This window comes from Streptomyces sp. NPDC041814 (assembly GCF_055590565.1).
Genome location: NZ_JBVJAM010000006.1, coordinates 233,047 through 246,862, shown reverse-complemented (window position 1 = coordinate 246,862; position 13,816 = coordinate 233,047). Strand labels below are relative to the sequence as shown.

12 protein-coding genes are annotated in these 13,816 nt (G+C 73.2%); 4 read left to right on the top strand and 8 right to left on the bottom strand.

The window, feature by feature from the left end; translation table 11 throughout:
- Positions 1-18: 18 nt before the first annotated feature.
- The gene (locus ACZ6C6_RS17855) at positions 19-780 is read left to right on the top strand and encodes a GNAT family N-acetyltransferase (RefSeq protein ID WP_469203724.1); all 762 of its coding nucleotides are present in this window, start codon (positions 19-21) and stop codon (positions 778-780) included.
- 34 nt (positions 781-814) lie between these two features.
- On the opposite strand, the gene ACZ6C6_RS17850 is transcribed toward ACZ6C6_RS17855, so the two are convergent.
- Together ACZ6C6_RS17850 and ACZ6C6_RS17845 are read right to left on the bottom strand one after the other, a co-directional pair.
- On the bottom strand, positions 815-1,519 hold the full coding sequence (locus ACZ6C6_RS17850) for a LuxR C-terminal-related transcriptional regulator (protein WP_164398286.1): 705 nt from the start codon (positions 1,517-1,519) through the stop codon (positions 815-817).
- A complete protein-coding gene (locus ACZ6C6_RS17845) occupies positions 1,503-2,801 on the bottom strand; it encodes a PspC domain-containing protein (RefSeq protein ID WP_469203721.1) in 1,299 nt (432 codons plus the stop codon). Before ACZ6C6_RS17845 ends, ACZ6C6_RS17850 begins: the two co-directional genes overlap by 17 nt.
- A gap of 197 nt (positions 2,802-2,998) precedes the next feature.
- Here ACZ6C6_RS17845 and ACZ6C6_RS17840 point away from each other — a divergent pair, with 197 nt between their 5' ends.
- Positions 2,999-4,309 carry a PspC domain-containing protein gene (locus ACZ6C6_RS17840; RefSeq protein ID WP_469203719.1) on the top strand — a complete coding sequence of 437 codons (1,311 nt, stop codon included), beginning with the start codon at positions 2,999-3,001 and terminating at the stop codon, positions 4,307-4,309.
- Positions 4,296-4,559, top strand: coding sequence for a hypothetical protein (locus tag ACZ6C6_RS17835; RefSeq protein WP_469203717.1), 264 nt, complete (start codon positions 4,296-4,298; stop codon positions 4,557-4,559). Before ACZ6C6_RS17840 ends, ACZ6C6_RS17835 begins: the two co-directional genes overlap by 14 nt.
- Here ACZ6C6_RS17835 and ACZ6C6_RS17830 read toward each other — a convergent pair.
- The 4 genes from ACZ6C6_RS17830 to guaA all read right to left on the bottom strand — a co-directional run bounded on the left by ACZ6C6_RS17830 (position 4,466) and on the right by guaA (position 9,000).
- Positions 4,466-4,987 (bottom strand): DoxX family protein, encoded by a 522-nt coding sequence (locus ACZ6C6_RS17830; RefSeq protein WP_469203715.1) that lies wholly within the window; start codon positions 4,985-4,987, stop codon positions 4,466-4,468. The genes ACZ6C6_RS17835 and ACZ6C6_RS17830 overlap by 94 nt on opposite strands.
- Before the next feature lie 140 nt (positions 4,988-5,127).
- Complete coding sequence (locus tag ACZ6C6_RS17825; RefSeq protein WP_469203713.1) at positions 5,128-6,393, bottom strand: hypothetical protein; 1,266 nt, start codon at positions 6,391-6,393, stop codon at positions 5,128-5,130.
- A 146-nt stretch (positions 6,394-6,539) separates the two neighbouring features.
- The gene (locus ACZ6C6_RS17820; RefSeq protein ID WP_469203711.1) at positions 6,540-7,295 is read right to left on the bottom strand and encodes an SAM-dependent methyltransferase; all 756 of its coding nucleotides are present in this window, start codon (positions 7,293-7,295) and stop codon (positions 6,540-6,542) included.
- A gap of 118 nt (positions 7,296-7,413) precedes the next feature.
- On the bottom strand, positions 7,414-9,000 hold the full coding sequence (guaA, locus tag ACZ6C6_RS17815) for a glutamine-hydrolyzing GMP synthase (protein WP_365678448.1): 1,587 nt from the start codon (positions 8,998-9,000) through the stop codon (positions 7,414-7,416).
- Positions 9,001-9,366: 366 nt separating this feature from the next.
- On the opposite strand from guaA, the gene ACZ6C6_RS17810 reads away from it, so the two are divergent.
- Positions 9,367-9,657 carry a chorismate mutase gene (locus ACZ6C6_RS17810; RefSeq protein WP_469203709.1) on the top strand — a complete coding sequence of 97 codons (291 nt, stop codon included), beginning with the start codon at positions 9,367-9,369 and terminating at the stop codon, positions 9,655-9,657.
- A gap of 303 nt (positions 9,658-9,960) precedes the next feature.
- On the opposite strand, the gene ACZ6C6_RS17805 is transcribed toward ACZ6C6_RS17810, so the two are convergent.
- Positions 9,961-11,655, bottom strand: coding sequence for a COG1361 family protein (locus tag ACZ6C6_RS17805; protein ID WP_469204024.1), 1,695 nt, complete (start codon positions 11,653-11,655; stop codon positions 9,961-9,963).
- A gap of 309 nt (positions 11,656-11,964) precedes the next feature.
- Positions 11,965-13,797, bottom strand: a complete 1,833-nt coding sequence (locus tag ACZ6C6_RS17800) for a GMC oxidoreductase (RefSeq protein WP_469203707.1) — start codon at positions 13,795-13,797, stop codon at positions 11,965-11,967.
- Positions 13,798-13,816: the final 19 nt, after the last annotated feature.

Below are 13,816 nucleotides of genomic sequence, written 5' to 3'. Positions count from 1 at the left end.
CCCGAAGGACACCCGAACATGCCCATGGACGCCGACGTCCAGACCCACGCCCGCACGCTCACCCTGCGCTCCCCGGACCACGTCCGCGTCGGGCCGTTCGTGATCCGCTACAACCCGGGCTGGTCGCTGAAGTACGCCAACTACGCGATCCCGGACCAGGGGGCCGAGCCGACGCCCGGCGAACTCGACGCGCTCATAGCGGCGTTCCGCGAGCGGGACCGGATGCCCCGGCTGGAGTTCCTGCCCGGCTGGGCGCCCGCCGTCGAACCGGCGCTGCTCGCAGCCGGGTTCACCGTCGAGAACCGGGCCCCGATCATGGCCTGCGCCCCCGGTGACCTGGTGGACCCGAAGCCGGTCGCGGACCTTGCCGTGGCGGAGCCCGCCACCGACGCGGAGTTCGCCGCCGCCGCGCTCGTCCAGCACCTGGGCTACGGCGGGGAGGGCGAGCCCGAGGAGGGCACGGCGGAGTGGCTGCGCAACGCGGCGGCGGGCGGCGGAGTCGCCGCACTCGCGACGGTGGACGGCACCCCGGCGGGCGCGGGCGGCTGCTCGGTCCCGGTGGACGGGCTCAGCGAGTTGGCGGGCCTGGCGGTCGGCGCGGACTTCCGCCGCCGGGGCATCGGCGCCGCGCTCTCCGCCCACCTGACCCGCACCGCGTTCGAGCGGGGCTGCCGGGTGGTGTGGCTGGAGCCGGGCGACGCCGATGTGGAGCGGATCTACGCGTCCATCGGCTACCGCAGGATCGGCGAGAAGCTGAACATCTCGCTCGACCCGGCCTGATCCGAAGGAAAGGCCCTGATCCGCCGGACACGCCCTAGACCAGCCGTCGCGCCGTCGCCCAGCGGGTGAGTTCGTGGCGGTTGGAGAGCTGGAGCTTGCGCAGCACCGCCGAGACGTGGGACTCGACCGTCTTCACCGAGATGAACAGCTGCTTGGCGATCTCCTTGTACGCGTAGCCCCGGGCGATCAGGCGCAGCACCTCGCGCTCGCGCTGAGTCAGCCGGTCCAGGTCCTCGTCGACCGGGGGCGCGTCCGTCGAGGCGAAGGCGTCGAGCACGAAGCCGGCCAGGCGGGGCGAGAAGACCGCGTCGCCGTCCTGGACCCGGAAGACCGAGTCGACCAGGTCGGTGCCGGTGATCGTCTTGGTGACGTAGCCCCGGGCGCCGCCCCGGATGACGCCGATGACGTCCTCGGCGGCGTCGGACACGGAGAGCGCGAGGAAACGCACCGGGTTCTCGGCGGCGCCCATCAGGGGCGCGCAGCGGCGGAGCACCTCGACGCCGCCGCCGCCGGGGAGGTGGACGTCGAGGAGGACGACCTCGGGGCGGGTGGCGGTGATGACGGTGACCGCCTGGTCGACGTCGGCCGCCTCGCCGACGACCTCGACGCCGGTCTCCTCGGTGCGGCCGATCTCGGCCTGTACGCCGGTGCGGAACATCCGGTGGTCGTCGACGAGCACGACTCGTACCCGGCGCTCCGGGTTCTCCCGGCCCCCGGTCGCCTCACTGGTCCCGTTCATCGCTCGTCCTCTCCATCTCAAGCTCGACCTCGGTGCCCCCGCCGGGCACCGAACGCAGCCGGGCCGTGCCGCCGTTGCGCTGCATCCGGCCGATGATCGATTCTCGTACGCCCATTCTGTCCCCCGGTACGGAGTCCAGGTCGAATCCCGGGCCCCGGTCGCGCACGGAGACGAAGACCGTGCGGCCCTCGACCTCCGCGTAGACCTGGACGGCCCCGCCCTCGCCACCGTACTTGGCGGCGTTGACCATCGCCTCGCGTGCGGCCTGCATCTGCGCGGCCAGCTTCTCGTCCAGCGGGCAGTCGCCGACGACGACGACCTCCAGCGGGACGCCGTGCTTGTCCTCGACCTCGGCGGCGGCCCGCTTGACGGCCTCGGCCAGCGTCTCGGGCTCGTCGTCCTCGTCCTTGCCGGTGCCCTCGGGGTTGTACAGCCAGTTGCGCAGCTCGCGTTCCTGGGAGCGGGCGAGCCGGCGGACCTCTCCGGCGTCGTCGGCGTTCCGCTGGATCAGGGTGAGGGTGTGCAGGACGGAGTCGTGGACGTGGGCGGCGACCTCGGCGCGCTCCTGGGCCCGGATGCGCATGAGGCGTTCCTCGGAGAGGTCCTGCGTCATGCGGACGAGGTAGGGGCCGGCGAGGAGGGCGATGCCGGTGAGCACGGCGATGGCGGCGGTGATGACGTTGCCGAGCTGGGCGGCGGAGCCGCGTACGACCATGAAGACGGCGAGGCCGAGGCCGACGAGGGCGACTCCGGCCAGGGCGCGGGCCAGTTGCAGCACGCGGCGGCGGCGGCCGACCTCCATCCAGCGGGCGCGGCGGGCGTTGTCGGCCTGCCGCCAGACCAGGACGGACCCGGCGCCGATGAGGAGGCTGGGCCAGATGTAGCGGTCGGCCTTGCTGCCCATGTCGACGTTGCCGACGAAGACGACGGCGCCGACGAGCAGCGCGATGAGGGCGAAGACCTGGCCTTTGTCGGGTTTGCGGAGGCGCCGGGTGCCGTCGGGGGCGGTCTCGAAGACGGATCTGGGGCCGTCCACACCGCCGACACCGAGCGGGACCACGATCCAGAACACCGCGTACAGCAGGGCGCCGAGGCCGTCCGCGAAGAACAGGCCGAGGAAGACGAACCGGAGCCAGACGACCGGGAGTCCGAGGTGTCCGGCGAGTCCGCGCGCGACTCCGCCGAGGAGCCGGCCGTCCGCGCTGCGGTACAGCTTGCGCAGCGGAGGCTCCTCCGGGTCGGGGGCGTGGGAGCTTGCGGCTCGGGTCGTGGCGGCTGGCATGGTCCGATCGTCACATGCGCGTACGGGTGAGGGCATCAGGGTCGGCCCCCACTTCGACCCTGAGACGACCGGGACGCGGGGCGGGGTGGGGCCGGGGCGGGGGCCGGGCACCCCTGAGGGACGGCCGGGCCAATATCAGGGACCGGCCAGGGTCGGGCCGGGTGCCGGTGGGGCGCGAGGGCCGTCACCATGGAGCCATGACCGTTCCCCAGGACGCGCCGCCCGGCGCCGCCCCTCCCCAGGACCCCGCCCCGCGCCTGCACCGCAGCCCGCGGCACAAGGTGGTGGCGGGGGTGTGCGGCGGGCTGGGCCGGTACTGCGACGTCGATCCGGTGATCTTCCGGATCGTGCTCGGAGTGCTGTCGGTGACCGGTGGCTTCGGGCTGATCTTCTACGGCTTCGCCTGGCTGCTGATCCCGGTGGAGGGCGAGGACGAGAACGAGGCGCGGCGGCTGCTTTCGGGGCGGGTCGAGCTGGCGTCGCTGAGTGCGGTGCTGTGCGCGCTGATCGGCTGCGGTCTCTTCCTGTCGATGCTGGGGAACGGCGGCACGCTGGCGTTCTCCGCGATGCTGTCGCTCGCGGTCCTCGGCTTCTCCATGTGGACGCAGGCGAGCAAGAAGGCCGGTCCGGAGGACCCGCTGCACCAGGCGGCGACCCAGGCGGCGTCGGAGGCACCGCCCGAGGTGAAGGCCCCGCCGGTGCTGTCGTGGCCGTCGTGGTGGCGGGACCCCATAGTCAAGGACGGGTCGACCGGGAAGGTGGCGATCGGCTACCTCTGGGGGCCGCACGACGCCGCGGGCCTCGACGAGCCGCGCGAGGCGACCCCCGACGCGCCGTTCCGTCCGCCGCCGCCCCGGTCGCGGGAGGTGCGGGGACCGCGGTCCATCGCCGGCCCGGCGTTCCTCGCCGCGCTGCTCGCGGGCGGCCTCGGTACGGGGCTGACCTGGGGGTCCCAGCCGATGGGCACGAGCCTGGAGGTCGGGTTCGCCGCCGCGCTCGGGGTGTTCGGGCTGGCGATCCTGGTGAGCGCGTTCATCGGGCGGACCGGCTTCGGCACGCTGCTGCTGGCGGTGATCACGTCCGGGCTGCTGGTGGGCGCCGCCTCGCTGCCCAAGGACATCGGCACGCACTGGGTGCGCGAGGAGTGGCGCCCGGCGTCCGTCGCCGCGGTCCAGCCGTTGTACGCGATCGGCTCGGGCCAGGCCGAGCTGGACCTGACCCGGATCACGGTGCCGAAGGGCGAGACCGTGCGGACCCGGGTGGAGGCGCGGGCGGGCCGGGTGCTCGTGCACGTCCCGCCGGAGGTCACCGTCCGGGTGCATGCCCGGACCCGGTTCGGCGCGCTCGTCGTGGTGGACGGGCGGCACAAGGGCGATCTGGACATCCGCGCCACGCAGGACCAGCGCAAGACGCTGCCCCCTGCCGAGGGCAGCACCCCGGGCGGCACCCTCGACCTGGATCTCGAAGTGGACTACGGACAGGTGGAGGTCAACCGTGCCGCGTCATGAGTTCCGGCCGGGGCGGGCCGTCACGGGCCTGGTGATGCTGGCCCTGGCCGCCGGATACGCGGCGGACGCGGCGGGCGCCTGGGACGCCCCGCCGCAGTTCTTCGTCGCGCTGCTCTGCGGCGGGCTGTGGACGGCCGCGTGGGCGACCTGGATCGGCTACCGGATCCGCCGCCGGCGCGTGGCGAGGAGCGCGTCCAGCGAGAGCGACGGGGCCCCGCCCAGCAGCAGCGGCAGCCACGCCATGAGGTAGACGAGGTCGTTGCCGAGGTAGTACGGGGAGACCTGCCAGCTGACGGTGAGCCACAGGCTCAGCGAGATGAGGGCGCCGCCGAGCGCGGCGATCCTCGTCCACAGGCCGAGGAGGGTCCCGATGCCGACGGCCAGCTCGCCGATGGCGATCGCGTAACCGAAGCCGGACGGGCTGTTCAGCGCCAGGTCGACCAGGCCGGGGATGGCGGCGGAGTCGCGGACGGCGTGCATCTGCTCGCCGATCGACCCGGAGCCGGACGCGTGGAAGAACGCGCTGTCGGTGAGCTTGTCGAGCCCGGCGTACACGAAGGTGACGCCGAGGAAGATCCGCAGCGGCAGCAGGGCGTGCTGTCGCGCGAGGTCCCGCAGGCTGCTGCCCTCGCCCTGGACCCGCCCCAGGCCCCGCCCGTTACCGCCGTACCCGTACATGCTGCTCCCGCCTTCCGCGGCCGTGCCGTCGCTGCGACCGCCCGGTCGCGGCCACCGGACCGTGCGGCCCGTCACCCGACCTTACGTACGAACGCGGCGAAAGCGTTCAGCGCGGTCCGGGTTCGCGGGGCGGGGACGGCTCAGTCCGTGACGTCGATGGCGACCGGGGCCGTCTCCGTGCCCGCGGCCGTCACCACCTGCACCTCGACCACTCCCGGTTCCACCTCGACCGGCACCGGCACGGTCAGCAGCGTGTCCGAGGGGTTCGCGAAGCCCCCGGGGACCGGCACCAGCGGGACGTGGACGTGCACGGAACCGATCCGCACCACGACCCGGGCCAGCCGGTCCGGGGCCCCCGCGCCGGGCGGCACGAACCCGGCGCCCCGGATCTCGATGTCGTCCCCGGTCCGGATCGGCGCGTCCAGGTCGCCCGCCTCCCGGGCCCGGACGACCGAGAGGACGACGGGCCGGCCGCCCTCGCCGAACTTCCCCGTGAAGTAGACGGCCGCCGAAACGGCCACCAGGAGGGCGAGGCCCCACGGCAGGTCGGGCAGCTGCTCGGGCCTGCGGGCGAGGCGGACGGCGGCGAACACCACGGCGACCGTGGACACCAGCACGTACTGCACGTCCGTGAAGCCGCCGCGCCCCGAGTCGTCGGTGAGCAGGTCCGCCGCGCGCGGGCGGTCGGCGCGCAGCTTCTGGAGCCGGCCGGACAGCACCCGTACGCTCACCACCCGGCGCACGGCCACCGCCACGGCGCACACCAGCGCGAGCACCGCGACGATCCCGGCGCCGCGTGCCAGGTCCAGGCCCTCGATCAGCTCGTCGCGCCGGGCGTGCCCGGAGGCGGCGGCCAGTTCGAGGGCGAGGACGAGCACGGAGAACACGGCGAGCAGCACCCAGGACGCGGCGACCGCGCGCGAGGTGGAGAGCCGGTTGTCCTCGCCGATCAGCGGGGCGAGGAGGCCGCCGCGGGCCCGGTGGACATGGGCGGCGGCGGTCAGCAGTGCGGCGGTGACCAGCCCGGCGACGAGTCCGGCGGTACGGGCATGGGTCCAGCCCGCCCCGATCGCGGTGGCGGCCTCGGCGAGGGCGAGGACGGCGAGGCCGCCCCAGACGACGACCAGGGTGCGCTGCCACACCCGGTACAGCCAGGCGTCGCCCGCCTCGCGGCCCCGGTCGGCCACCTCGCGCGCGGACTCGGTCAGCTCGTCGGAGACCCACTGCCGGGTCGCGGACGCCGACTGGGCGACCCCGGCGGGCAGCCCCTGTCCGGCGGCGAACCCGTCACGTTTGGCCAGGAATGCGGCCACCGCGCGCCGGTGTCCCTGGCGCGCCCCGTGCGGGCAGTCCCCGCAGGTGCAGCCGCCGCCGTGCGCGCCCTGTCGTGCCTCGTCCAACGCCACGGAGAACGCCGCCCTTTCCCGCCCCTGTTGCCGCCGTCGGCGGGCCAACTCGTCTGTGAACGCTGCGAATTGTGCCGTACGGGGCGGAGGGCTGCCGCATCGGGGCGCACCGGAGGGGCATCTTCGTCAGCGTGTTCGATACCGGCTCAGGCGCTGAGCACGAGGTAGGCCAGGCCGAGTGTGCCGCGGTAGCCGCCGTAGTAACCGGTACGCCGCTCGTCCACGGCGGCGACGACCCCGTCGCGCAGGGGGTGTTCAGGGTGGGCCAGCGCCCAGCGCTCGCCCCGTCCGATGTTGGCGTGCGACTCGAAGAGGTCCCATTCGCGCTGGTCGGCGACGGTCACCTGGAGGGCCCGGAGCCCCGCCGCCTCGGCCTGCCGGATCAGGTCGAGCAGCGAGCCGAAGTCCCCCGGCCCGGCGCCGAGTCCGGCCAGCGCCGCCGCGTCCGGCTCCCGCTCCCAGAAGCCCTCCCCGAACAGGACCCGGCCGCCGGGCCGTACGGACGCCCGCAGCGCGGCCAGCGCCTCCGCGGTCCCGCCGGGCCAGGCGTGCGAGGCGCCGATGGACACGGCGAGGTCGTAGTTCCCGTCCGGCCACTCGGCGGCGGGGACCTCGTGGAACCGTACGCGCTCGGCGAGCCCCCGCTCCTCCGCGAGCGCCCGGCCGCGTGCGACGGCCTCCGGGTCGGTCTCGACGCCGTCCCCGGTGCTTCCGGGCGCGGACTCCACGAGGCGCATCAGCAGCTCGCCCCAGCCGCTGCCGAGGTCCGCGATGCGGGCGCCGGGGGTGGGGGCGCAGGCGGCGACCAGCTGGGTGGCGTGCTCGTCGGAGAGGGGGGTGTTCCAGGTCAGCTGATCGTTGCGGGCGGCGGACATCAGGGTGCGGATCTTTTCGGCGGACATGGGGGCGGAGCGTGTCATGGGTGCCCCGGCGCGCGCCACGCGTTTTCGGGGGCCGGATGCGACGATGCCGCCGCCCGGTTCGCCGGGCGGCGGCATCGTCAAGGGGCCTCGGGGAGGGTTACTCCCACTCGATGGTCCCCGGCGGCTTGCTCGTCACGTCGAGCACCACGCGGTTGACGTCGGCGACCTCGTTGGTGATGCGGGTGGAGATCTTCGCCAGGGTCTCGTACGGCAGCCGGGACCAGTCGGCGGTCATGGCGTCCTCGGAGGAGACCGGGCGCAGCACGATCGGGTGGCCGTAGGTGCGGCCGTCGCCCTGGACGCCGACGCTGCGGACGTCCGCGAGCAGGACCACCGGGCACTGCCAGATGTCGCGGTCCAGGCCGGCGGCGGTCAGCTCCTCGCGGGCGATGGCGTCGGCCTCGCGCAGCAGGTCGAGCCGGTCCTTGGTGACCTCGCCGACGATGCGGATGCCGAGGCCGGGGCCGGGGAAGGGCTGGCGCTGGACGATCTCCTCGGGCAGGCCGAGCTCCTGGCCGACCATCCGGACCTCGTCCTTGAACAGCTGGCGCAGCGGCTCGACGAGCTCGAACTCGATGTCCTCGGGGAGCCCGCCCACGTTGTGGTGGGACTTGATGTTGGCGGTGCCGGTGCCGCCGCCGGACTCCACCACGTCCGGGTAGAGCGTGCCCTGGACGAGGAAGGCGACCTCGGGTCCCTCCTCCTGGAGGATCTCCAGCTGGGCCTGCTCGAAGACGCGGATGAACTCGCGGCCGATGATCTTCCGCTTCTGCTCCGGGTCGGAGACGCCGGCCAGGGCGTCGAGGAAGCGCTTCTCGGCGTCGACCACCTTGAGCTTGGCGCCGGTCGCGGCGACGAAGTCCTTCTCGACCTGCTCGGTCTCGCCCTTGCGCATCAGACCGTGGTCGACGTACACGCAGGTGAGCTGGGAGCCGATGGCCTTCTGGACGAGGGCGGCGGCGACGGCGGAGTCCACCCCGCCGGACAGGCCGCAGATGGCGCGCTTGTCGCCGACCTGGGCGCGGATCGCGGCGACCTGCTCCTCGATCACGTTGCCCGTGGTCCAGGTGGGCTCGATGCCCGCGCCCCGGTACAGGAAGTGCTCCAGGACCTGCTGGCCGTGCGTGGAGTGCATGACCTCGGGGTGGTACTGGACGCCGTAGAGCTTCTTCTCGTCGTTCTCGAAGGCGGCGACCGGGACGACGTCGGTGGACGCGGTGACGGTGAAGCCCTCGGGGGCGGCGGAGCAGGCGTCGCCGTGCGACATCCACACCGACTGCTCGTCCGGGGTGCCCTCGAAGAGGGTGGAGCCGGACTTGGAGACGGTGAGCGGGGTGCGGCCGTACTCGCGGGCGCCGTTGTCGTCCACGGTGCCGCCGAGCGTGGTCGCCATCAGCTGGAAGCCGTAGCACATGCCGAAGACGGGGACCCCGGCCTCGAAGAGCGAACGGTCGAGCGAGGGCGCGCCCTCGGCGTAGACGGAGGAGGGTCCGCCGGAGAGGATGATCGCGCGGGGGTTCTTGGCCAGCATCTCGGCCACCGGCATCGTGGACGGCACGATCTCGCTGTAGACCCGGGCCTCACGGACGCGGCGGGCGATGAGCTGGGCGTACTGCGCGCCGAAGTCGACTACCAGGACCACGTCGGTGGTGGTGTCGGGGGCGGCGGGGGGTGCTGCTGGCACGGGCGGCCTTCCGGCGGTGGAGAGGGGTCGGTCCTCCAATTCTACCGGCGGCCGGAAGTGGGCTGCCCCGGTCCGGGGCAGCCGCCCCGGGTATGCGCCGTCTCACGGAGCAGCGGCCCCGGGTGTGCGCCGTCTCACGATCCGGGCCGGGTGCGGGCCCGCCGGGGCGAAGGGCCATACTGTCCCCATGCGTCAGCACACGACCTTCGTCTTTACCTATGGCATCCGGCCCGCCGGCTGCCATGGTCGTGCTGCTTGAGCAACTGACAAGCAACGTTCCAGGCGCCCCGGGCCGACAGGCCCGGGGCGTTCTGCGTTCCCGGCCCGTCCGGACCGGGGGTGCCGCATCTCACCGGGAGACCCGACATGAGCAGCACCACCAGCACCGAGACGACCGGCGCCCGCACCGCGGAGGCCGCGTCCCTGATCGGCGACGCCCGTACCCGCATCGACTCCCTCGACGACCGGATCATCGGGCTCGTCCAGGAGCGGATGGCGGTCTCGTCGGTGATCCAGGAGGCGCGGATGACGTCGGGCGGCCGCCGGGTCAACCTGTCCCGCGAGACGGAGATCCTGGTCCGCTACCGCGAGGCGCTGGGCAAGCCGGGCACCTCGCTGGCGATGACGCTCCTGGAGCTGTGCCGGGGCCGGGTCTGAACTGCGCTCCCCCGCCGTATCCCAGTTCGGGCGGAGTCTCACCCGTACGGCGCGTGACCGGGTCCGGCGCGGCTTCGTTGGTCCCGGTGTCCATGCCAGCCAGGGGCGGATCTCCAGGGGAACCACACGTGGCTCCGCCGGGGTGCGTGGCGTACCGCGTGTACGCCGTGGGACCGCGCACCGGCGTGCGTGACCGGTCGGCAGGGGACAGCAGCCCGGTCACTCGGAGGGACCGCCAGGTCTCTCCGGGGAGACGGCCGGCTCCGGGGACGCCCGGGGCCGGCCGTTTCCGCGTGTACGGGGTCAGCGCGTCGCGCGCCGCCTGGACACCGTGAACAGGACGCCTCCCGCGAGCAGCGCGACGAGGGCCGCGCCGGACGCGGCGAGCGCGACGGTGCCGGTGGAGGCGAGCGAGCCGTCACCGGAACCGGAGCCCGTGGTGCCGGAGCCGGTCGTGCCGCTGGTGCCGTTGGTGCCGCTCGCGCCGTTGGTGCCGGACGAGCCGGAGCCGTTCGTGCCGCTCGTGCCCGACGAGGACGAGCCCCCGGTGGCCGTCGAGCCGCCGTTGCCGGAGCCGCCCGTCGTGGCGTCCGATTCCTCGCCGTTGAGCTCCACCCACGCCTTGTTGTTGGCGGGCTCCGGGTCGAAGGCCAGCGGGGGCGCCTGGAGGTGGGTGTTGCGGACGACGACCGCGCCCTTGCTGCCGGGGTCGGCCGAGTCGAGCTTCAGCCGGAAGGGCAGGGCGAAGTCGGCGTCCTCCAGGACGGACATGGGCGTGGAGCAGAAGTAGCGCGGCGCCTTCTCCTGGTTCTCGCGGTACTCGCCGCTCGCGGTCACGCCCCGGCAGATGTCCGGCTTGGAGACGACGTGGCTGCCGCGGGGCACGGTGAAGTCGACGGTGGCGACGGGCTCGCCGGAGCGGATGTACCCGATCCAGGCCGGGCCCTTGTTGCGGAAGCCCAGGGTCACGTCGACGGTGTCGCCCGGCTTGCCCGCGGCCTTGGCGCCGTACGCCGCGAAGTCGGCGGTGTTGGTGGTCCGGAAGTCGGCGTCCTGCTGGTTGTCCGCCGGGTCCAGGTCGGCCGAGCGGACGGCCGGGGTCTTGCGCAGGGCCAGCTTCGCGCCCTTGCCGGGGCTGAAGCGGGCGCCGGAGCGCAGCGCCGCGCGGGCGTCGGTGCCGTCCTCGTTGATCCGGTAGAGGAAGGAGTCGTAGAAGGCGCGCTCGGTGGCCCGCAGGGTGGGCGGCACTTCCAGCGTGTACGTGGCGCCGGGCTCGTAGCTGCCGGGGAAGCTGCACAGCGCGGTGGACCAGGCGCCGGGGCTGCCCATGCCCAGGTCCTCCTCGCTGTACTCGCAGTTCTGGTAGCGCTCGGTGAATTCCAGACCGCGCGTGTTGCGCAGGGTGAGCAGGACGCCCTGGGCGGCGCGGGTGCCGTTGTTGGTGAAGGTGACGGGCACCGGCTGGCTGTCGCCGGGCTTGAGCTCAGTCTTCAGCGGCAGCCGCTTCATGGAGAGGTCGGGCCCGCCGACCGACACGCGCGTGGTGAACGGCCGGAAGGTGGCGCCGTCCGCCTCGGCGGTGACCTCGATGGTGCCGGAGTCACCGTCCTTGCTGCCCTCGGCGGCGCTGACCTGGAGTTCGGCGAGGGTGCTCAGGCCGGGCCAGATGCCGTAGTCGTGGCAGACGGCCGTGGTCCCGGTCCGCTCGCAGTCCAGGCTGCTGTCCTTGTCGAAGGAGACGTCCGCGACGCCCGCCAGCTTCCCGAAGTCGAAGCGGACGGTGTATTCGTCCGCGAAGACCCCGTTCTCCTCGTCCTCGGACGGGTTGGTCACCGTGATGTCGAGGCTCGCCTTCTGCGGGGAGCCCGTGGACGGGTACGGGTGCAGGGCGGTCTCGGCGGGGCCGCCGATCGTGAACTCGGGGTCGGCTGCCTGGGCCGGACCGGCCGTCGTGAGCGTTCCGGCGGCCAGCAGACCGGCCGAGGCCAGGGCGCCCATCGCACGGCGGAACGGAATCGTGCTTCTCATCTCGGGGCCTTCGGGGTCGTCGGGAGCTGTGTGACCGCTGGGGCGGCGACAGGGGGTACGACCGGGGGCGCTCGGGAAAAGTTGCCCGAAAACAGATCACGGATCGGGCACGAGAAGCGGAGTGATCCACCTCACATAAGGATTCCATCAACACGAGGACAACCATTGGGGGGCCCGGCGGGTCATGCATGCGGGACACCGGTCGCCGGTTGTGAACGACGGACCGGTTACAGCGTGAGGGGCTGCACTGGGAGGGGGGTGCAGCCCCTTCTGCTGTCCTCAGGCCGTCTCCGTCTTCTTCGGCGGCACGGCGGGCATCCCCAGGAACGGCAGCCTGAGCGCGCCGAACGCCTCCTTCGGAACCGCCGGTGCCTGCGGCTCGACCGCCGCCAGCCGCTCGTACGCCCCGCCCTGCGCCGGGCGGGGGTCGGGCTCCCCCTTGTTCGGCCAGAACGACATCGCGCGCTCCGCCTGGGCGGTGATCGTCAGCGACGGGTTGACGCCGAGGTTCGCGGAGACCGCGGAGCCGTCGACCACCGAGATGCCCGGGTGCCCGAAGAGCCGGTGGTACGGGTCGATGACGCCCTCGTCTGCGGTGGCGCCGATCGGGCAGCCGCCGAGGAAGTGGGCGGTGAGCGGGGTGCCCATCAGCTCGCCGATGTTGGAACCGGGGAAGCCATTGATCTCCTCGGCGAGCAGGGTCGCGCTCTGCGTCGCCTCGGCGATCTGCGTGGGGTTGGGCGCGCCGTGGCCCTGGCGGGCGGTGAGCAGGCCCTTGCCGATGCCGCTCGGCTTGCGGTAGGCGGTCAGGGAGTTGTCCAGCGACTGCATGACGAGCCCGATGATCACGCGCTCCGACCAGTGCCGGTTGGAGAGCGAGCGGGCGGCGATCGTGGGGTGCTTGACCAGGTTGCCGAGCCAGGCGCGGACCCGGTGGGCGCTGTAGGGGACCTGGACGATGGTCATGCCGCCCATGGCGTTGGAGCCCTTGCCGTAGCGGACGGGCTCGATGTGCGTGTTGGCGTCGGGGTGGATGGACGAGGTGATGGCGACGCCCTTGGTGAAGTCGGGCTTCGTACCGTGCTTCCTGCGGTAGCGCCGGTCGGAGGTCTGGGCGCCGACCAGGCCCTCGGAGTTGGTACGGGTCAGCTCGCCGAGCCTCGCGGAGAGCCGGGGCAGCAGTCCCTTGTCCTTCATCGTGTGCAGCAGGGTCTGGGTGCCGTACGTGCCCGCCGCGACGACCACCTTGCGGGCGCGCAGGGCCGTGGGCTTCGCCTTCCGGCGGCGGTCGGTGGGCACCGTGGCGACGCGGTAGCCGCCCTCCGGGTGCTCGGTGACGGCGACGACGGAGGTCATGGGGTGGATGACCGCACCGGCCTTCTCGGCGAGGTGGAGGTAGTTCTCGTTGAGGGTGTTCTTGGCGCCGTGCCGGCACCCGGTCATGCACTCGCCGCACTCGGTGCACGCCTTGCGCGCCGGGCCGGCCCCGCCGAAGTACGGGTCCGGGACCGTGCCGCCGGGCTTCGCGCGCGCGGTGCCGTCCGCGTCTTGGCCGTCGCCGAAGAAGACGCCGACCGGGGCGAGGTGGAAGGTGTCGCCGACGCCCATCGCCTCGGCGGTCGCCTTGAGGTGGACGTCGGAGGGGGTCACCGTGGGGTTGAGCCGGACCCCGAGCATCCGCTTGGCCTGGTCGTAGTACGGCTTCAGCTCGTCCTGCCAGTCCGTGATGTGCGCCCACTGCCGGTCCTCGAAGAACGGCGCGGGCGGCACGTACAGCGTGTTGGCGTAGTTCAGCGAGCCGCCGCCCACCCCCGCACCGGCCAGCACCATCACCTTGCCCAGCAGGTGGACGCGCTGGATGCCGAAGAGCCCGAGGGCGGGCGCCCAGAGGTAGTTCTTCAGGTCCCAGGAGTTCTTCGGCAGGGTGCCCGGGGTGAAACGGCGCCCCGCCTCCAGGACGCCGACCCGGTACCCCTTCTCGGTCAGCCGCAGCGCCGAGACCGCGCCGCCGAAGCCGGACCCGACGACGATCACGTCGTAGTCGTACGCGGCGTCGTCGTCGGCCGCACCGGCCGGCCGGTCCTGATTCTGGGCAGGGCTGTCCTGGGACATGGCACTCCTCGGTACGAAA

Excerpts from the sequence above, each read along its gene's own strand:
- ACZ6C6_RS17855 (WP_469203724.1), top strand. The coding sequence starts at position 19 with ATGCCCATGGACGCCGACGTCCAGACCCACGCCCGCACGCTCACCCTG.
- ACZ6C6_RS17850 (WP_164398286.1), bottom strand. The coding sequence starts at position 1,519 with ATGAACGGGACCAGTGAGGCGACCGGGGGCCGGGAGAACCCGGAGCGC.
- ACZ6C6_RS17845 (WP_469203721.1), bottom strand. The coding sequence starts at position 2,801 with ATGCCAGCCGCCACGACCCGAGCCGCAAGCTCCCACGCCCCCGACCCG.
- ACZ6C6_RS17840 (WP_469203719.1), top strand. The coding sequence starts at position 2,999 with ATGACCGTTCCCCAGGACGCGCCGCCCGGCGCCGCCCCTCCCCAGGAC.
- ACZ6C6_RS17830 (WP_469203715.1), bottom strand. The coding sequence starts at position 4,987 with ATGTACGGGTACGGCGGTAACGGGCGGGGCCTGGGGCGGGTCCAGGGC.
- ACZ6C6_RS17820 (WP_469203711.1), bottom strand. The coding sequence starts at position 7,295 with ATGTCCGCCGAAAAGATCCGCACCCTGATGTCCGCCGCCCGCAACGAT.
- ACZ6C6_RS17810 (WP_469203709.1), top strand. The coding sequence starts at position 9,367 with ATGAGCAGCACCACCAGCACCGAGACGACCGGCGCCCGCACCGCGGAG.
- ACZ6C6_RS17805 (WP_469204024.1), bottom strand. The coding sequence starts at position 11,655 with ATGGGCGCCCTGGCCTCGGCCGGTCTGCTGGCCGCCGGAACGCTCACG.
- ACZ6C6_RS17800 (WP_469203707.1), bottom strand. The coding sequence starts at position 13,797 with ATGTCCCAGGACAGCCCTGCCCAGAATCAGGACCGGCCGGCCGGTGCG.